Source organism: Rhodococcus daqingensis (assembly GCF_042665615.1).
Taxonomy (GTDB): Bacteria; Actinomycetota; Actinomycetes; order Mycobacteriales; family Mycobacteriaceae; genus Rhodococcus_G; species Rhodococcus_G daqingensis.
Genome location: NZ_JBHTCS010000030.1, coordinates 150,712 through 169,318, shown reverse-complemented (window position 1 = coordinate 169,318; position 18,607 = coordinate 150,712). Strand labels below are relative to the sequence as shown.

Below are 18,607 nucleotides of genomic sequence, written 5' to 3'. Positions count from 1 at the left end.
CTACGAGAACACCCAACCACGCAGGGCCAGGAACCGGAGCACACCGACGAACGCACTGACCGCGACGACCAGGATCGCCTGCACCGCGCCCCCGGCCGCCGGGAGCCAGAAGTCGAGCAGGGCCAGCGACACCGTGCTGAGCAACAGCCCGACGACGGCCAGCCCGCCGCCCTCCCACTGCGCCGGGAACCAATGGACCCGTGCGGACGCGTGAAAGGTCAGCCTGCGGTGGAGTTCGTTGGCGAGTGCCGTACTGATCACCACCCCCGCGACGTTGGCCGCGAACGTGCCCTGGGAATGGAGCAGGAGGAACACCAGCGCGTACACGATGTTGCTCGATCCGCCGACGAGGACGAACCGGATGAACTGTGCGGCGACGCCGTCGCCCCGCAGGCGATGACGCCCGGTCCGCCCCTTGATCCAGGGGTAGGACTCGCGCGCGGTCCCGTGGGGGTCGTCGCGGACGGGCGCGGCGGCCGCCGGGTCGGCGATGACCTCACCGCGACCGTCACCCTGCGTGATCACGTCGTCCATGAAAGCCCCCTCTCGATGCGAAATACCCGCATCCATCCCCCTCAGCGGGACATTGCACCACCGGCGGGCGACGACCCGCCCGAGATCAATGCGGGCACGACGACACCGTCGACGACCCGCTCGATGAACGCCAGGTCGATCGGCTCCGCCATGACCGACAGCCGATGGAAGGTGAGCGCGGGAAAGGCCGTGCCGATCAGCTCGAAGTCACGATCGCCGGGCACCTCCCCCCGCTCGACCGCCCGCGCGACGACCGTGGCGAAGACCTCCTTGTGCGGCACCGAGATGGCCTGGTTGACCGCGTCCCGCAGCCCGCCGTCGTGCACCATCGCGGTGAGCAGACCGCCCACGACCGCGTCCCGCCGGGAGTCCGGGTCGTGCCAGGCCTTGGCCATGAGGACCAGGTCGGTGCGGAGGTCGCCCGTGTCCGGCGCCACGGCGATCTCGTGAAGCAACGCGACGGCATCGGCAACCAGCTCCGGCTTGCCCGCCCACCGCCGGTAGACGGTGGTCTTACCGGCCCCACATCGCGCCGCGACGGCATCGATGGACAACCGGTCGTAACCGACCTCGGCCAGCAGATCCTGCGTCGCGACGAGGAGTGCCCGGTCCCGGTCCGCGTCGCGCGGACGGCCGGACTTCGACGGCGATGACACGGTGACCTCCGTTCACATCGGTGGGGTGGCAACCGCAGCCGCCACCCCTACCCTGTCAGCCAGTGTGGACGACCGGCTGCTGATCACCGGTGGCAGCCCTGGCATTGACCGCCGTCACGGTGACGACGAAGCCCACGACCAGCAACACCGCGGCGAGCGCGAACGCGGCCGTGAAGCCATCGGTCAACGCGTCGGTTGCCCGGGCCATCAGGTTCCCGTCACCGGTGGCCAGCGCCTGGAAGTAGGCCCGGTCCGCGTTCGGCAGCGAACCGTTCGAGGTGGTGGCGGCCACGGTGGACAGCACGGCCAGACCCATCGCGCCGCCGATCTGCTGCGCGGTGCTCAGCAGTGCTGAGGCGATCCCGGCGTCGGCGTCGGTGACGCCCGACACCGCACCGAGGGTCATCGGCAGGAAACTGATGCCGAGCCCGAGCGCGGTGACGAACATCGCGGGCATCAGGTGGGTCAGGTATGAGGAGTCCGGCTCGAGCAACGCGAACCACCCCATCCCCGCCGCGGCCACGATCAGCCCCGGGCCGGCGAGCAGCCGCGCGGGCACCCGCCCGGCAAGCTTCGATCCCATCGCGGCCGCGAATCCCATACCGAAGCTGAACGGCAGGTAGGCCAGGCCGGTCTCGATGGGCGAGTATCCGAGCACCTGCTGCATGTACAGCGACAGGAAGTAGAAGGTCGCGAACATCGCGGCGCCGATGATCAGCATCGTGACGTACGAGCCCGATCGGTTGCGGTCCCTGAGTAGTCGCAGGGGCATCATCGGGTGATCCGAGCGCGACTGGACGACCACGAACGCGGCCAGCAGCGCCGCGGCCCCCGCGAACCAGGCCATCGTCGCGGGATCGGACCAGCCGTGTTCGCCGCCGCGGGTGATGCCGTAGACCAGCGCGACCAGGCCGAGGGTTCCGGTGATGGCGCCCGGCACGTCGAGGCGGCCGTGTGCGCGATCCCCGGCGGGCAGGATCTTGGTTCCGAAGAGCAGCGCGATACCGATCGGGACGTTGACGAAGAAGATCCAGCGCCAGTCCAGGTAGTCGGTGAGCAGGCCACCGAGCAGCAATCCGATGGTCGAGCCGATCCCGGACATGGCGGCGTAGACGCCCATGGCCTTGTTGCGCGGCGACCCCTCGGGGAACGTCGTGGCGATCAGCGACAGCGCGGTCGGCGCGGCGATCGCGGCCCCGACACCCTGCAACACGCGGGCTGCGATCAGCAATTGCGCGTTCGGCGCGATGCCGCCGAGCAGCGAGGCCAGGGTGAAGATCGCGATGCCCGCCCGGAACATCCGGCGCCGGCCGAACAGGTCGCCCGAGCGGCCACCGAGCAGGAGAAGGCCACCGAAGGCCAACACGTAGGAGTTCACCACCCAGGCGAGACCCGAGGCGGAGATGTCGAGGTCTGCCTGGATGCTGGGCAGGGCGATGTTGGTGATCGTGCTGTCGAGAATCACCATCAGCTGCGCCGTGGCGATGACGACCAGCGCGAGACCGAGGTGGCGTGGCACCCGGTCGGTGGCGGTGTGCCCGCACGGGTGGTTGACGAGGTTGTGGTCATGACCGGCCTTCCGAAACGAGTGATGTGGCGGGAGCCGGCCGGCGATCACCGTCGGAGCCCGACTCAAGGTATAGATACGCTACCGTTTCGTATTCTATTCCCGGCGAGGGCGGCCCCCACACCCGCGAGGGCCGGGCCGTCAGCCGAAGGCGCCGTGCCGCCCGGCGCCTTCGGCGAAGCGCGTCGCGCCCTCGACGGTGCCGTCCGCCAGCGAGATCGCCCCGTGCCGCAGCTCGGCGAGCATCGCCTGATCCTCCGTCAGCCCCTCCTGATCGAGGACCGAGAGCCGGTCTTGCCGCATGCAGGTCTGCGGGAACGCCGCCAGGTCGGCGGCCAGCCGCTGGGCGGCGGCGACCGCCTCGCCGGCCGGGACCTTCCGATTGACCAGCCCGATCCGGTGCGCCTCGTCCGCGTCGACCGGCCGGCCAGTCAGGATCAGGTCCATGGCGTGGCTCGTGCCGATCAGGCGCGGTAGCCGCACGGTGCCGCCGTCGATGAGCGGAACGCCCCAGCGCCGGCAGAAGACCCCGAGAACGGCCCCCTCCTCCGCCACCCTCAGGTCCGCCCACAGCGCGAGTTCGAGCCCACCCGCCACCGCATGACCGGCGATCGCGGCGATCACCGGCTTGGAGAGGCGCAGGCGCGAGATGCCCATCGGGCCGTCACCGTCGAGCGCGACCCGATTCCCCGCCCCGGAGCTGATCGCCTTGAGATCCGCTCCCGCACAGAAGGTTCCGCCCTCGCCGTGGAGCACCGCGACGGCGGCCCCCGGGTCGTCGTCGAACTCGCGGAAGGCGGCGGCGAGCGCGTCCGCGGTGGGCCGGTCCACCGCGTTGCGGACGGCGGGCCGGTTGATGCTGATGGTCGTGACCGGGCCGTCGCGTCGGACGAGAACCACATCGTTGGTCATGGGCCGCCTTTCGTGGCGTGGGCGCCCCCGTCACCTCGGGACCGGGTCCGCCGTGTGATCGCGGGGCCGAACGTAACAGCAGGTCCGGCCGCGCTGTCAAGCCCTTGACCTAAGAACGGAACCGGAGTTCACTCCTTGGATATGGCGTACCGGCGCACCCCCGCGGTCCAGGAACGACTGGACGCACTGCGGACCAGGCTGATCGATTCCGCGATCGGATTGGTCGCCCGGCACGGCTATGGCGGCTGCTCCATCTCCGCGGTCGCGGCCGACGCGGGCGTCGGCACCGGCACCGTCTACCGACACTTCGCGAACAAGGGCGAACTGTTCGCGGAGGTGTTCCGGATCGTCTGCAGCCGCGAGGTCAACGCGGCCGTCACCGCGGGCGAGGCGGCCCGCGCCGAGGACGGACGATGCGTCGCCGCCGTCTCGGCGGCCGTCGGCACCTTCGCGCAGCGGGCACTGCGCGCGCCCACCCTGGCCTACGCCCTGCTCGTCGAACCGGTCGACCCCCAGGTCGACACCGAACGACTGCTCTTCCGCGAATCGTTCCGCGATGCCCTCGCCGTGGCGATCGCCGGCGCGATCGAGACCGGCGAGATCCCCGCCCAGGACGCCACCGTGACCGCCGCCTGCATCGTCGGCGCGATCGGAGAGGCGCTCGTCCTCCCGCTCGCCCGGGGCGCCGTCGACCCGACGATCCTCCCCCTGCTCCACGCCTTCACCCTCCGATCCCTAGGGAGCCCGACATGAGCACCACGCACGAGGTCCTCAACCAGGTGCCGCCACTGGTCGACTACGACGCCGCCGACCACCCGCCGATCCTGGAGGCCCTGCAACGCGCGGGCGCCCACGACGCGCTGGACGAACTGCACGAGGTCGGACGGCTCGCGGGCGGCGCGACCGCCCAGCGCTGGGGCGACCTCGCCGAGGCCCACCCCCCGGTCCTGCGCACCCACGACCGCTACGGTCACCGGATCGACGAGGTCGAGTACGACCCCGCCTACCACCAGCTGATGACGACGGCCGTCGAGTTGGGGCTGCACGGCGCCCCCTGGGCGGACCCGAACCCGAATGCGCACCTGATCCGGGCCGCAAAGATGGCGATCTGGGGCCAGGTCGACGCGGGCCACGGCTGCCCAATCTCGATGACCTACGCCGTGGTGCCCGCCCTCCGTCACAACCCCGAACTCGCGGCGCAGTACGAACCGCTGCTCACCGCGCGGGCCTACGACCCGACGCTCGCGCCCCCGCTGACCAAGTCCGGTCTGATCGCGGGCATGTCCATGACCGAGAAGCAGGGCGGCTCCGACGTCCGCGCCGGCACCACCAGGGCGGTCCCGCAGTCGGACGGCAGCTATCTGCTGACCGGCCACAAGTGGTTCACCTCCGCACCGATGTCGGATGTGTTCCTCGTTCTCGCCCAGGCGCCGGGCGGGCTGTCGTGTTTCCTCCTGCCGCGGATCCTGGCGGACGGCACCCGCAACCGGATGCACCTGCAGCGGCTGAAGGACAAGCTCGGCAACCACTCGAACGCGAGCAGCGAGGTGGAGTACGACGAGGCCGTCGCCTGGCTGGTGGGCGAGGAGGGGCGCGGGGTCCCGACCATCATCGAGATGGTCAACATGACCCGGCTCGACTGCACGATCGGCACCGCCACCGGGATGCGTGTCGGCACAGCGCAGGCCGCGCACCACGCCACCCACCGGAGCGCCTTCGGCGCCCACCTGGTCGACCAGCCTCTGATGCGCAACGTGCTCGCGGACCTGGCCGTCGAATCCGAGGCCTCGACGACGGTCGCCCTGTGGCTGGCCGCGCTCACCGACCGGGCGACGGCGGGCGACGAGCGGGCCGCCTCGCTGCGCCGGATCGCCCTCGCGGTCAGCAAGTACTTCGTCTGCAAGCGCGGCCCCGTCCACGCCGCGGAGGCGCTGGAATGCCTGGGCGGCAACGGATACGTGGAGGATTCGCGGATGCCGCGGCTCTACCGCGAGGCGCCGCTGCTCTCGGTGTGGGAGGGATCCGGCAATGTCGCCGCGCTCGACACGCTGCGGGCCATGGCGAAACAGCCGGAGTCGTTGCAGGCGTTCTTCGACGAGCTCGACACGAGCGCCGGGGCCGACGCCCGCCTCGACGCTGCCGTCGGCCGGCTGAAGGCGACTTTCGGCGACTTCGACACACTCGAGCACCGGGCCCGCCGCATCGTCGGCGACATGGCGCTGGCATTGCAGGGCTCGCTCCTTGTCCGGTACGGCCACCCCGCGGTCGCCGATGCATTCTGCGCCAGCCGGCTCGCAGGCGACTGGGGCAGCGTGTTCGGGACGCTCCCGACCGGAGTCGACACCGCGGCGATCATCGCCCGCGCCACGCCGAAGGTCGGGTCGTGACCGACCACGCCGGGACCCGCCCGGCGGCCTGGCGCGAGGGCTGGGACGAGGGCGACGACTCGCTGTTCGCCGGCCGCGAGATGGACTCGGACACACAGGATGTCGAGTACGAGACGCTGACCTACGAGGTGACCGGGCGCATCGCGCGGATCACCTTCAACCGGCCGGAGCACGGCAACGCGATCACGGCCGACACCCCGCTCGAGCTCGCCGAGACCGTCGAACGCGCCGACCTCGATCCGCGCGTCCACGTCATCCTGCTGTCGGGACGCGGCAAGGGTTTCTGCGGCGGCTACGACCTCGGCGTCTTCGCCGAGCAGGGTGGCGGTCCCGACCACGGGCCCGACACCGTCACCGGCACGGTCCTGGACCCGGTCGTGCAGGCGCGCAACCACAATCCGTTCGGGCAATGGGACCCGATGGCCGACTACGCGATGATGAGCCGCTTCAACCGCGGCTTCGCGAGCCTGCTGCACGCGAACAAACCGACGGTCGCGAAGATCCACGGTTTCTGCGTGGCGGGCGGCACCGACATCGCGCTGTACTGCGACCAGATCATCGCCGCCGACGACACCAAGATCGGCTATCCCCCCACGCGCGTCTGGGGCGTGCCCGCCGCCGGGATGTGGGCGCATCGCCTCGGCGACCAGCGGGCCAAACGCCTGCTGCTGACCGGGGATTGCATCAGCGGCAGGCAGGCGGCCGAGTGGGGCCTCGCGGTGGAGTCGGCGCCGCCCGGCGAGCTGGACGAACGCACCGAGGACCTCCTCGCCCGCATCGCCGCGATGCCGATCAACCAGCTGATGATGGTCAAGCTCGCATTGAACAGCACCCTGCTCGCACAGGGCGTCGCGAACTCGGCGATGGTGAGCACCGTCTTCGACGGCGTGTCCCGACACACCCGGGAGGGGTACGCCTTCCAATTGCGTTCCGCCACCGCCGGATTCCGCGAGGCCGTGCGCGAGCGCGATGAGCCGTTCGGCGACCACAAGCGCGCGCAGTTCGAGCCCGGCACGGCCCGCTAGCCGGTGAGCGGGGCTCGGGCGCCCGCGGTGACCAGCACGGTCAACGAATCGGCCGTGCGGGCGCAGAACGCCTCGGCGCCGGCGAGTCCACTGGTCAGCCCGCGCATGGTGGTCGCCGCGACGAGAAGGTCGAACGCGGCGTCCGCTGCGGCCCGACTCGCGGCGGCCGGGCGATCCGGGAACGCGGCGACCACCTGCTCGGCCAGCGCGTCGCGTGCGGGCCGCTCGGACCGGCGAACCAGACGCTCGTAGACGCCGTCGTCGTGGTGGTAGGCGGACAGTAGCCCCGGAATGGCGGCGCGGGTGGCGGGTTCCGCGATGCGCGCGAGGAACATCCGGACCCACCTCAGCAGATCTTCTCGCAGGTCCCCGGTTGCCTGCGGCAGTGCCGCATCGCCCATGCCGAAGACGGCGTCCTCGATGATCGATTCCCTTGTGGCCCAGCGGCGATAGATCGCGGCGGTGCCCACCTCGGCCCGCCTGGCGATCGCCGTGATGGTGGCCTTCTGATACCCGACCTCGACCAGCAGTTCGCGCGCCGCGGCCAGAATCGACCGGTCGAGTTCCGGGTCACGTGGCCGCCCCACGCCGGCCGTGCCGATCCGGCGATCCCTGCGTTCGTCCACATCGGCGGACAGTACCGGACAGCTTTCCCGAAACCCATTACGTTGCGGAGCGCTCCGTAATAGATTCTCACCACCTCACCGTCGACGAAAGGGCCCGCGATGATCACCCCGCACGACGAATTGCTGATCCACCAACTCCCCACGACCCTCGACCACGTCTCGCAGAGCGACCTGCGCTGGACCGAGCGCATCGTGATGTACGGCTTCGACAAGTCCGGCGAGGTCAGCGTGATGACGGGCATGGCCAAGTATCCGAACCGCAACGTCCTGGACGCCTACGCGATGGTCACCCGCAGGGGTCAGGAGGCCCGTGTGGTCCGGCTGTCGACCGAGCTGAACCCGCAGACCGGCGCCCTGGCCGCGTGGAGCGTCGGGCCGTACACCTACGAGGTCGTCGAGCCGCTGCGCAAGGTGCGTTCCACGGTCGCGCCCAACGAGCACGGCGTCAGCCTGCAGCTCGACTTCCACGGCGACTTCCCGGTGTACGAGCAGACGGCGGCCTTCCACCGCTCCCGGGGCCGGGTCCGCGAGGACGCTCGACGGTTCTACCAGAACGGCACCATCACCGGCTGGATCGAGATCGACGGCGAGCGCATCGAGATCGACCCCGACCAGTGGTGGTTCGGCCGCGACCACTCGTGGGGCGTGCGGCACGGCGGTGGCGGCGGCAGCCTCGCCGAGGGCGGGGACATGCAGCCCCAGGAGATTCCCGACGGCGTCCTCTACTACATGGGCATCTTCCAGTTCGAGGACGAGGTGGTGCATTTCGCGCAGCGCGAGACGAGCACCGGACAACGCTGGCAGTTCGAGGGCGAGGTGCTCTTCCCGATCGAGTCCGGCAGGGAGGCGCTGCCGATCATCGACGTCGAACACGACCTGAAGTTCCGCGACGACCTCCGCGTGGTCGAGTCCGGGACCTTCACCGTGCATCGCGCCGACCGCACCTCCGACACGATCGAGGTCACTCCCGTGTGCGACTTCTGGCCGGGTCTCGCCGGGTACGACGAGTACCGCGGATACGCCTCCGGCATGTGGCGCGGTCCGTCGTTCAGCGACGGATTCACGGTCGACATCACCGATGTCGACGAGATCAAACCCGTCAGCATGCTCAGCGAGACGCTCTGCGAGGTCCGGATGGGCGACAAGGTCGGGCACGGGCTCGTGGAGATGGTCTTCTTCGGCGCGTACCCCCGCTACGGCTACACGGGCTGGTGAGCACGATGACCGACCGTGTTTCCCCGGACGAGCTGCCATCCGCGCTGGAGCCCATTGTCCGCGAACGCATTCCGGGTGCGCGGAAGGCGAAGATCGTCAACTGGAAGCGCACCGAGCGCGGGTTCTCCACCGAGACCTACCTTTTCGAGCTGGACGGCGCCGAGCACACGTCGGCAGGGTACGTGTTCCGCCGCCCACCCGAGGTCGCACTGTTTCCCGACTACGACCTCCGGCGCCAGTACCTGGTGACGGACCGGCTCACGCCGACCGGTCTCGCGGTGCCCCGCGTGCGGTGGATCGAGGACGGCGACACCGCACTCGGGACTCCGTACTACGTGATGGACCGCATCGCAGATGCCGAGGCGCCCAGCGACTTCCCCTCCTACCACACCGCGGGCAGCTACTTCGACGCCGACGAGCGGGGTCGGGCGAAGATGTGGTGGGGATGCATGGAGACGATGGCGCAGATTCATCGCCTCGACCACGACCGGCTCCGGCTCGGGTTCCTCGCGATGCCGGAGTTCGGGGAGCAACCGGTCGAGCAGGCGGTGAACTACCTCGACTGGGCCGTGCACTGGGCGTCGCCGAGCCTGCCTCCGGTGATGGAGAGGGCACTGACCTGGCTTCGCGAGAACCTCTACGAGCCGGAACACGTGACCCTGTGCTGGGGCGACGCGCGCATGTCGAACATCCTGTACGCACGAGATCACACGGTCGCAGGCGTACTCGACTGGGAGATGGCATATCTGGGCGACCACGAGGCCGACCTGGCGTGGTTGCTCTTCCTCGACTGGGCGTGCAGCGATTTCGAGGGTCACCCGCGCCTTCCGGGCACACCGAACCGCGAGGAGACCATCGCGCGGTACGAGGAGCTGACCGGCCGACCGGTGCGGAACCTACGGTTCAACGAGGTCCTCGCGGCGGTGCTGCTGTCCGTGCCACTGTTGCGCCTGTCCACGCACCTGCAGGTGGGCGAGCACGCCGACATCTCGGCGTTCTGCATACGGCGGCTCGAGGACCTGCTGGGCGGCGCCCAGCCCTAACTCCGCGGCTTGAGGCGGGTGTTCGGCAGTATCGGCGCGGGGATGGTCTCGCGCCATTGCGCGGGGAACGGCCCGTACCGTCCCGGTGTCTCGCCGGGACGGTGCGACCGTTCCCGCTGCCAGTCCTCGCGGAACCCGGCGACCTCGTCGTGGCTGCGGCCGATGAAGTTCCACCACATGACGATCTCCTCGCCGAGTGGCTCACCACCGAGCAGCAGGATCCGCGTCCTCTCGTCGTCGGAGGCCTTCACCTCGACCCGGGCCGCACCCTGCGGCAGGTACACCAGCTGTCCCGGCTTCGCGCCCACTCCACCGACCGTCGCGGTACCGGTGTCCACCAGCACACCGTGCTCGAAGTCGCGGTCGAGGTCGAGCTGCAGGGACCGGCCCGCGGGCAACGTGAGCTCCGCGCCCAGGAGCGGGCTGAAGGTCCTGACCGGGGATCGGGTACCCAGCAGTCGCCCGAGGAACACCAGCACCCGCACCCCGTCGTGATCGACGACGGGCGGCGCGTAGTGCTCGAAAGCTGGTGCGGTGAAACGATGTTCGTCGGGTAGCGCCACCCAGAGCTGAACACCGTGCAGGACGGAGGTCTCCGGTGTCGAGTATTCGGAGTGCGCGATCCCCGAGCCGGCGGTCATCAGGTTGATCTCCCCCGGCCGGACCGTGGCGTGTACACCGGTGGTGTCGCGGTGCTCGATCTCGCCGGTGAACAACCACGACACGGTCTGCAGCCCGGTGTGCGGATGCCCGGCGACCTTCATCCCGCCGCTCTCGGAGACGTCGTCGGGTCCGTAGTGGTCGAGGAAACACCAGGCACCGATGAAGGACTGCGCGCGCTGCGGCAGCGAGCGCCGCACCGGCATCGCGCGCGGCCCGCCGAGGGGGACGTCGCGGTAGTCGAGCAACCGCGGACCACCGTCGCGGCCGTCGTCGGCGGGGCAGACCAGCTCGTCGGGAGAGGGGTCGAGATTGCTCATCGTTCCTCGATCCTCGGTGCCGCGGCACCGTCGACGGACTCCGCCCGAACCAACATCGGACCGCCTCCAGGGTATCGCTGCGGCATAGTGAGGTCATGACGGACGAACATGTCGCCGGCGAGCCGGCACCCGTGGTCCTGGACGCCCCCGCGCGGCACCGCTTCGAGGTCCGCCTCGGCGCGGATCTGGCCGGATTCACCCAGTACCTGGACCGGGGCGGCCAACGGATCTTCTTCCACACCGAGATCGGGGAACAGTACGGGGGCCGGGGGCTCGCGAGCCTGTTGATCCACGATGCGCTCGGCGAGACCGTGCGGCAGGGCAAGCGGATCGTCCCCATCTGCCCCTTCGTCGCCGGCTATCTCAAGAAGCACGACGACTTCGCGTCCGACGTCGACCCGGTGACACCCGAGGCACTCCAGGCCGTGCGGGACCTTCGGGCCTGACACGAACTCCACCGCGTACCCGTCCGGAATTTTCCCCGTGCGCATCGGGTTACCCGCATAGTTTATTTTTGAACTACATGGCGGAGGGTGACTCGATGGAACTCGGTTTGACGACATTCGCGGAGGTCGGTGCCGGACCGCAGAACGCTGCCGTCTCCCCGCGCGAGCGACTGCGCAATCTCCTCGAGGAGGTCGCGCTCGCGGAGGAGGTCGGCCTGGACGTGTACGGGGTGGGCGAGCACCATCGCGCCGACTTCGCGGCCTCCGCGCCCGCCGTGGTGTTGGCAGCCGCCGCGGCGAGGACCGAGTCCATCACGCTGACCAGCGCGGTGACCGTGCTGAGCTCGGACGATCCCGTTCGCGTGTTCGAGGAGTTCGCCACCCTCGACCTGATCTCCGGCGGCCGCGCCGAGGTGATGGCCGGCCGCGGATCCTTCACCGAGTCGTTCCCACTGTTCGGCTACGACCTCGCCGACTACGACGACCTGTTCGTCGAGAAGCTCGGCCTGCTGCTGGCCATCCGCGATTCCGAGACCGTGACCTGGTCGGGCAGGCACCGCGCGGCACTCGACCGGCAGTCCGTTCATCCCCGGCCCGAGCGCCCGCTCCCGATCTGGGTCGGCGTCGGCGGCAACCCGGAATCCGTTGCCAGGGCGGGACTGCTGGGCCTGCCGATGGCGCTCGCGATCATCGGCGGCTCGCCCGCCCGGTTCGCACCACTGGCCGACCTGCACCGCCGCGCGGTCGCCGAGGGCGGCCACCGGCCACAGCCGATCGCGGTCCACGCCCACGGATACATCGCCGACACCGAGGAGCAGGCCGCCGCCGAGTTCTACCCGAGCTACGCGGCCGCGATGACCGGGCTCGGCCGAGAACGCGGGTGGGCACCGATGAATCCCCAGAGCTTCGACGGCATGCGCGGGCCCGGCGGGTCGCTGATCCTCGGAAACCCGGAACAGGTCGCCGAGAAGATCATCGACATGCGCGAGACGCTCGGGATCGAGAGGTTCATGCTGCACCCGAGCGTCGGCCCGCTCCCCCACGACCGGGTGATGCGGACGATCGAGCTGCTCGGCACGAAGGTCGCCCCGCTGGTGCGGCAGTAGCCGGGACCCGGTCGGGTGGCTTTCCACCCGACCGGACACCAACTGGTCACGCGTCCGACACCTGAATAGACTGCTCGGCCGTTACGATCCCTTTACTGGCCCCCGCGCGGTGCTGTGAGCGGGGGAAACGCCGACGCAACGGGCCTCGGCGGGATCGACCGTCGGGAAGAGGCCAGATGTCCGTAGTGAAGTGGGATACACATCAGGTGCGGGCTCAGGTCCCGAGCTACGCCCACCCGGTGATCCGCAGGCAGCGGCTACTGGACTCGCTTTCCGACGCGATGTTCTCGCCGCCCGGCTCCCCGACGACCATCGCGATGCTGATCGCCCCCGTCGGCGCGGGCAAGACGATGCTGCTCGCGGACTGGACCGCCGCCGTCTCGGCCCGACCGAATCCCCCGACGATCGCGTGGCTCACCGTCGAGGAACAGGACAACGACCTGGACGCGGTGCGTGCCGCGGTCCGCATCGCCCTGGAGAACACCGGCAACCCCGCGGTCTCCGATGCGGTGCGCCAGTTGCCCCCCACCACCGACGACAACTACACCGTTGCCCTGGCCCAGGTGCTCGATGCGGTCGGCGATCCGATCTGGCTGGTCCTCGACGACGCACATCTGCTGCACGATCCGGCGGTCCTGGAATCGCTGGGGCAGTTTCTCCGATGGGCTCCTCCGAGCCTGCGCACCATCCTCGCCGGGCGTTTCGAGCCGCCTCTGGCGGTGCACCGGATGCGCCTCGAGGGCAGGGTGTGCGACCTCTCCCACCGTGAGCTCGCGTTCACCGAGGACGAGGCCGCCACCCTGTTCGCGGAACACGGGGTGCGCCTCAGCAGCTGCGACCTCGCCAAGATCAGCAGCCGCACCGAGGGCTGGGCCGCCGGTCTGCGGCTGGCCGCGATCTCACTCGCGCGCCACCCCGACCCCTCCGCGATGATCGCCGATTTCAGCGGGGACAGCCGGGTGGTCGCCGACTACCTCGTCAACGAGGTGCTCGACGGTCTGACCTCGGACGAACGCGAGTTCGTCGTCGAGACCTCCATCCCCGACGCGTTCACGGCCGAACTCGCCGAGATGCTCACCGGGAACCAGGACGCGCGCACTGTCCTCGACGCGCTCGAGCACGGCAACTTCCTCATCGAGCGGGTGGCCGGCTCACCCGGCTGGTACCGGTATCACCCGCTGCTGCGCGAGTATCTGCGCGCCGAGGTCGGCAGGCTGGGGCGCCGCGCCGTGGGAGATCTCGAGCGGGTCGCCGCCGGGTGGTTCGCGCAGAGCGGCGATCACGTGCACGCGCTCGAGCACGCACTGCACGCCGGCGACGACGACACACTGCTGACTCTGCTCCGTGAGTGCGGCCTGCGGCTGGTGCTCGCGGGCCGCTGGGCCGCCGTCATCGATGTCCTCGATCGCGCGTCCCCGGCCGCCTGCGCCGATCCCTCCGTCCGGTTGCTGAGGGTCGCGGCGGAACTCGCCAGGGGAAACACCGCTGCCGCCTCGTCCACGCTCAGCGTGCTCGACCGCGCCGCCGAGGAAGAGCAGCTCGAGATCGCTCCCGACCTCGAACTGCTCGGCGACGGCCTCCGGCTGCAGGTCGCCGTTCAGACCGGCGGCATCGAGGACGCGCTCGAGACGCTGCAGTCCGACCCGGTCGGCGCGGCGGGCGACCCGGAACTCGATTCCTTCGCCCTGCTCCAGGAGGGCATGGCCGAGCTCTATCTCGGCCGGCTCGGCCCGGCGGGCCGCCATCTCGAGAGTGCGCTGGCCAATGCCCGCGCCGCGGGACTGCCCGCCGTCGTCCTCCAGTCACTCGCTGCGCTGTCCGCGGTGGCGGCCTATCGGTGCCGACTCGACGAGATGGACGCCAGAGCGACCGAGGCCGCGGACTACGCCCGCGCGCACGAGCTCACCGACAACGTGTACTTCCACGTCGCTCTCCTGTTCAGCGCGTTCGGCCACTACCAGCGGGTGGAGGAGGAGGCGATGCACCGGCTGGTGCACGAGAGCGTGCCGCGCCTCGTGGACAGCGTCGACCTGGCGGTCGGCCGCGCCTCCGTGCTCTTCGGGGCCGTCTTCGATTTCGAGTCCACCGACGACCGGCACGCGGCCGCGAGGGTGATGCGCGACCACTGCGCACCCATGAAAGACCGCCCGCTGCCACCCGGCGCCACCGCCCTCGTCGTGCCGTCCGTCCAACGCGCGTTCCTCCAGGTCGGGGAGCCCGTCTGGGCAGCGCGGGTCGCCGACCTCACCGCGGCCGAGTTCGGGCACGGCGGCGAGGCGGCCGTGCTGCAGGCCGCGATGTCGCTGCACCACCGACGGCTGGACTCCGCGCGCCGGGAACTGGCCCCGGTGCTCGGCGGCGAGCTCGAGTGCGTATCGGACATGACCCTGATCCGGGCCTGGCTGATGGCGGCCTCGATCGCGGACACCAAGAACGAGTCGATCGACGCGCGGGCCGCGTTGATCGAGGCCATGACGATCGCCGAACCCGAGGGCATTCTGCGCCCGTTCTTCGACGGCGGCGAGCCGCTCCGGGATCTGCTGGACCGGCACCGCGGCCGCTTCGGCGTGTACGACAAGTTCGCCGAACGCGCGAGGTCGGTGATCCCGCAGTCCGCTCAGGGGGCCACGGACCTGCTCACCCCACGCGAGATGGAGCTCCTCGTCGAGCTGCCCTCCTGGCACACCGCCGAACAGATCGCCGCGGACCTGTTCGTCTCCGTCAACACCGTCAAGACGCACCTGCGTGGCATCTACCGGAAGCTGGACGTGCGGACCCGGCGGGACGCCATCACCGAGGCCCGGGCGCGCGGGTTGCTGTGACGACCGCCGCACATTTCACCACTCACGGGTGAGGCGCGCGCCTCGTCTGGGCGGAGACTGGACTCGAAGGCGAACTGACAGCCCAGTCGACTCCGGAGGAGGCCGCGGCCGTGGCACACCCCCAACCCGCCCGGGTCCGCTACGAGTTCCTGGTACGCGGCGACCTGTCGGAGCGCGTACTGGCCGCCTTCCCTGAGCTGAGCGTGGCCCCGACCCCGCATGCGTACACGACGCTGTACGGCCCGATCGACGGCGACGTCCAGCTGCGCGGGATGCTCGCGCGCTTCGACACCATGGGGCTCACGGTCATCGAGATGCGCCGCCTCCCGGACTGAGCCCGGACAGACGAGAACCGCACCCCCGTCGAGGGTGCGGTTCTCGGTGAAGCGGTGCTATCCGACGCCGCTGATGTTCGTCGAGCCGGTCACCGCGGAACCGATCAGCGGCTGCAACGGATCCTCGACCTCCACCGGCCCATCGGTGCCGACCCCACTGATGTTCGTCGAGCCGGTCACCGTCGAACCGAACAGCGGCTGTCCGTTCGGCATCGAGCTGCTTCCGCCACCGACGGGGATGCCGTTCTCGTTCGCTCCGGCGAGGTTCACCGACAGGGCGTCCTTGAGCTTGGTCCCGAAGACATTGGCGCCGGACAGGTTCGCCCCGGCCAGGTTCGCTCCGGCCAGGTTCGCGTCGACGAGGTTCGCGCTGGCCAGGTAGGCGTTCGTCAGGTTGGCCCCGCTGAGGTCCGCGTTCGCCAGGAGCGTGTTGCCGAGGTTCGCGCTGCTCAGGTTCGCCCCGGTGAGCTTCGCGCCGGACAGGTTCGCGCCGAGCAGGTTCACGCCGGACAGGTTCGCCCCGGCCAGGTTGACACCGGTCAGGTTCGCGCCCGCGAGGTTCGCACCGATGCAGTCGGTGACGCGCTCCGGGTTCGGATCGGAGACGACGGTGCAGGTCCCGAGCACCGTGTCGGCACCCGCAGCCGGTGCCACCGCGGCCAGCCCCGACAGCGCCAGTCCGGTACCGAGGACCGCGACGCCGAGCCCGCGGACAGCATTGATCAAAGCCGACATGTATTTCCCACTTCCAGAACGACCCCTGCACGGGTCAAATCACAGCCCGACGCGGACACATTAGCCAACGGACCTGCGACGCACTCCTCTTTCGCCGAACAAAGCTGCCAACGCCACATCCATCGCGCAGGCCTCCCGACCAAGCGACCGACAGGCATCCCTCCCGACGGGTGAGATCCGGCGGGATTGTCGAGGCAGGTAGACTCTTCCTCATGCAGCGGGCGCTCCTTCTTCACCGCCGCGACGGGGTCTGATCCAGACTGGCCACCCGTCGCGGGGTTCAGACGCGCCGGTCGACACCTTCGGACCAACCGTCCCCTTCATCTCGGAGAATCGTCAATGTCATCCGCCGACGCTTTTACTTCCGGATCGCGCACCATCACGCCGCCGTCGAAGCCCGCACCTGCCGACCAGCCCGTCTGGAACCCGCAGAAGAACTCCTCCATGCCGACCTACCGGTACCGGCCGTTCGCCGAGGAGGTCGAGCCGATCTCGCTCCCGGACCGCACCTGGCCGGACAAGACCATCGACCGCGCCCCGCTGTGGTGCGCCGTCGACCTGCGTGACGGCAATCAGGCCCTCATCGACCCGATGAGCCCGGCCCGCAAGCGCCGCATGTTCGACCTGCTGGTGCGGATGGGCTACAAGGAGATCGAGGTCGGCTTCCCGTCGGCCAGCCAGACCGATTTCGACTTCGTCCGCGAGATCATCGAGGACGGGGCGATCCCCGACGACGTGACCATCCAGGTCCTCACCCAGTGCCGCGACGAGCTGATCGAGCGCACGTTCGCCGCCTGCGATGGCGCCCGCAGCGTCATCGTGCACTTCTACAACTCCACCTCGATCCTGCAGCGCCGCGTGGTGTTCCGGGCCGAGCGCGACGCGATCAAGAAGATCGCCACCGCGGGCGCCCGCAAGTGCCTGCAGGAGGCGGCGAAGTACCCGGACACCAACTGGCGGTACGAGTACTCCCCCGAGTCGTACACCGGCACCGAGCTGGAGTACGCGAAGGAGGTGTGCGACGCCGTCACCGAGGTGATCGCGCCGACGCCCGAGAACCCGATCATCCTGAACCTGCCCGCCACCGTCGAGATGGCGACGCCGAACGTGTACGCCGACTCCATCGAGTGGATGAGCCGCAATCTGGCCCGGCGTGACTCGGTGATCCTGTCGCTGCACCCGCACAACGACCGCGGCACCGGTGTCGCGGCCGCGGAGCTCGGCTTCCAGGCCGGGGCGGATCGCATCGAGGGATGCCTGTTCGGCAACGGCGAGCGCACCGGCAACGTCTGCCTGGTCACCCTCGGCCTGAACATGTTCACCCGCGGGGTGGATCCGCAGATCGACTTCTCCAGCATCGACGAGATCCGCCGCACCGTCGAGTACTGCAACCAGCTGCCGGTCGCCGAGCGGCACCCGTACGGCGGCGACCTGGTGTACACCGCCTTCTCCGGCAGCCACCAGGACGCGATCAACAAGGGCCTCGACCAGATGAAGATCTCGGCGGACGCGCAGGACGCCGACGTCGACGACATCGTGTGGGCGGTCCCCTACCTGCCGATCGACCCCAAGGACGTGGGCCGGACCTACGAGGCCGTGATCCGGGTGAACTCTCAGTCCGGCAAGGGCGGCGTCGCGTACATCATGAAGGCCGACCACGGCCTGGTGCTGCCGCGGCGCCTGCAGATGGAATTCTCCTCGGCCGTCCAGAAGATCACCGACGGCGAGGGCGGCGAGGTCTCCCCGAAGGAGATGTGGGACGTCTTCAACGAGGAGTACCTGGTCCCGGTCAACCCGCTGGAACGGATTCGCCAGAAGGTGACCGCGTCCGAGGAGGACGGCGGAACCGACGCCATCACCGCCGTGGTGAAGGTGGACGGCAAGGAGCAGGAGATCACCGGCTCCGGCAACGGACCGCTGGCCGCCTTCGTCGACGCGATCGGGACGATCGGCTTCGACGTCCGGGTGCTGGACTACTCCGAGCACGCCATGTCCGCGGGCGACGACGCGCAAGCCGCGGCCTACGTGGAGTGCGCGGTCACCCGGCCCGACGGTGTCACCAAGACGGTGTGGGGCGTCGGCATCGCCACCTCCATCACCACCGCCTCGCTGCGCGGCGTGGTCTCCGCGGTCAACCGCGCCTACTAGGCGCTGCGCGCTTGTGCGCGCGTCGTACCCCGGTGGGGATACGACGCGCGCACAGTTCGTTCAGCACCGA

17 protein-coding genes are annotated in these 18,607 nt (G+C 69.8%); 10 read left to right on the top strand and 7 right to left on the bottom strand.

Annotated elements, in window-relative coordinates:
* The 4 genes from ACFQS9_RS25135 to ACFQS9_RS25120 form a co-directional block, all read right to left on the bottom strand.
* The gene (locus ACFQS9_RS25135; RefSeq protein ID WP_378409275.1) at positions 1-534 is read right to left on the bottom strand and encodes a GtrA family protein; all 534 of its coding nucleotides are present in this window, start codon (positions 532-534) and stop codon (positions 1-3) included.
* Between the two features lie 41 nt (positions 535-575).
* Positions 576-1,190, bottom strand: coding sequence for a TetR/AcrR family transcriptional regulator (locus ACFQS9_RS25130; protein ID WP_378409274.1), 615 nt, complete (start codon positions 1,188-1,190; stop codon positions 576-578).
* A 55-nt stretch (positions 1,191-1,245) separates the two neighbouring features.
* The gene (locus ACFQS9_RS25125; protein WP_378409273.1) at positions 1,246-2,826 is read right to left on the bottom strand and encodes an MFS transporter; all 1,581 of its coding nucleotides are present in this window, start codon (positions 2,824-2,826) and stop codon (positions 1,246-1,248) included.
* 72 nt (positions 2,827-2,898) lie between these two features.
* Positions 2,899-3,669: a crotonase/enoyl-CoA hydratase family protein gene (locus ACFQS9_RS25120; protein ID WP_378409272.1), complete on the bottom strand. Its 771-nt coding sequence runs from the start codon at positions 3,667-3,669 to the stop codon at positions 2,899-2,901.
* Positions 3,670-3,810: 141 nt separating this feature from the next.
* Here ACFQS9_RS25120 and ACFQS9_RS25115 point away from each other — a divergent pair, with 141 nt between their 5' ends.
* Genes ACFQS9_RS25115 through ACFQS9_RS25105 form a run of 3 tightly spaced genes read left to right on the top strand, consistent with a single transcriptional unit; the run spans position 3,811 to position 7,081 of the window.
* Positions 3,811-4,422: a TetR/AcrR family transcriptional regulator gene (locus tag ACFQS9_RS25115; RefSeq protein WP_378409271.1), complete on the top strand. Its 612-nt coding sequence runs from the start codon at positions 3,811-3,813 to the stop codon at positions 4,420-4,422.
* On the top strand, positions 4,419-6,056 hold the full coding sequence (locus ACFQS9_RS25110; RefSeq protein ID WP_378409270.1) for an acyl-CoA dehydrogenase family protein: 1,638 nt from the start codon (positions 4,419-4,421) through the stop codon (positions 6,054-6,056). Before ACFQS9_RS25115 ends, ACFQS9_RS25110 begins: the two co-directional genes overlap by 4 nt.
* Entirely contained in the window at positions 6,053-7,081 is a 1,029-nt protein-coding gene (locus ACFQS9_RS25105) for a crotonase/enoyl-CoA hydratase family protein (protein ID WP_378409269.1), read from the top strand. Before ACFQS9_RS25110 ends, ACFQS9_RS25105 begins: the two co-directional genes overlap by 4 nt.
* On the opposite strand, the gene ACFQS9_RS25100 is transcribed toward ACFQS9_RS25105, so the two are convergent.
* Complete coding sequence (locus ACFQS9_RS25100; RefSeq protein WP_378409268.1) at positions 7,078-7,707, bottom strand: TetR/AcrR family transcriptional regulator; 630 nt, start codon at positions 7,705-7,707, stop codon at positions 7,078-7,080. The genes ACFQS9_RS25105 and ACFQS9_RS25100 overlap by 4 nt on opposite strands.
* Positions 7,708-7,806: 99 nt before the next feature.
* Between ACFQS9_RS25100 and ACFQS9_RS25095 the strand changes: the two genes are divergently transcribed.
* Together ACFQS9_RS25095 and ACFQS9_RS25090 are read left to right on the top strand one after the other, a co-directional pair.
* The gene (locus ACFQS9_RS25095; RefSeq protein ID WP_378409267.1) at positions 7,807-8,922 is read left to right on the top strand and encodes an Rv3169 family protein; all 1,116 of its coding nucleotides are present in this window, start codon (positions 7,807-7,809) and stop codon (positions 8,920-8,922) included.
* Between the two features lie 5 nt (positions 8,923-8,927).
* Entirely contained in the window at positions 8,928-9,965 is a 1,038-nt protein-coding gene (locus tag ACFQS9_RS25090; protein ID WP_378409266.1) for a phosphotransferase family protein, read from the top strand.
* Here ACFQS9_RS25090 and ACFQS9_RS25085 read toward each other — a convergent pair.
* A complete protein-coding gene (locus ACFQS9_RS25085) occupies positions 9,962-10,945 on the bottom strand; it encodes a pirin family protein (protein ID WP_378409265.1) in 984 nt (327 codons plus the stop codon). The two genes, ACFQS9_RS25090 and ACFQS9_RS25085, sit on opposite strands and share 4 nt — an antisense overlap.
* Before the next feature lie 95 nt (positions 10,946-11,040).
* On the opposite strand from ACFQS9_RS25085, the gene ACFQS9_RS25080 reads away from it, so the two are divergent.
* The 4 genes from ACFQS9_RS25080 to ACFQS9_RS25065 all read left to right on the top strand — a co-directional run bounded on the left by ACFQS9_RS25080 (position 11,041) and on the right by ACFQS9_RS25065 (position 15,654).
* On the top strand, positions 11,041-11,391 hold the full coding sequence (locus tag ACFQS9_RS25080) for a GNAT family N-acetyltransferase (protein ID WP_378409264.1): 351 nt from the start codon (positions 11,041-11,043) through the stop codon (positions 11,389-11,391).
* Positions 11,392-11,486: 95 nt separating this feature from the next.
* Complete coding sequence (locus ACFQS9_RS25075; RefSeq protein ID WP_378409263.1) at positions 11,487-12,497, top strand: LLM class flavin-dependent oxidoreductase; 1,011 nt, start codon at positions 11,487-11,489, stop codon at positions 12,495-12,497.
* 176 nt (positions 12,498-12,673) lie between these two features.
* Complete coding sequence (locus ACFQS9_RS25070) at positions 12,674-15,319, top strand: winged helix-turn-helix domain-containing protein (protein WP_378409262.1); 2,646 nt, start codon at positions 12,674-12,676, stop codon at positions 15,317-15,319.
* 110 nt (positions 15,320-15,429) lie between these two features.
* A complete protein-coding gene (locus tag ACFQS9_RS25065; protein WP_136911020.1) occupies positions 15,430-15,654 on the top strand; it encodes a hypothetical protein in 225 nt (74 codons plus the stop codon).
* A 57-nt stretch (positions 15,655-15,711) separates the two neighbouring features.
* Here ACFQS9_RS25065 and ACFQS9_RS25060 read toward each other — a convergent pair whose 3' ends face one another.
* Entirely contained in the window at positions 15,712-16,389 is a 678-nt protein-coding gene (locus ACFQS9_RS25060; protein ID WP_378409261.1) for a pentapeptide repeat-containing protein, read from the bottom strand.
* 339 nt (positions 16,390-16,728) lie between these two features.
* On the opposite strand from ACFQS9_RS25060, the gene leuA reads away from it, so the two are divergent.
* On the top strand, positions 16,729-18,537 hold the full coding sequence (gene leuA / locus ACFQS9_RS25055) for a 2-isopropylmalate synthase (RefSeq protein ID WP_378409260.1): 1,809 nt from the start codon (positions 16,729-16,731) through the stop codon (positions 18,535-18,537).
* The last annotated feature ends 70 nt before the right edge of the window (positions 18,538-18,607 follow it).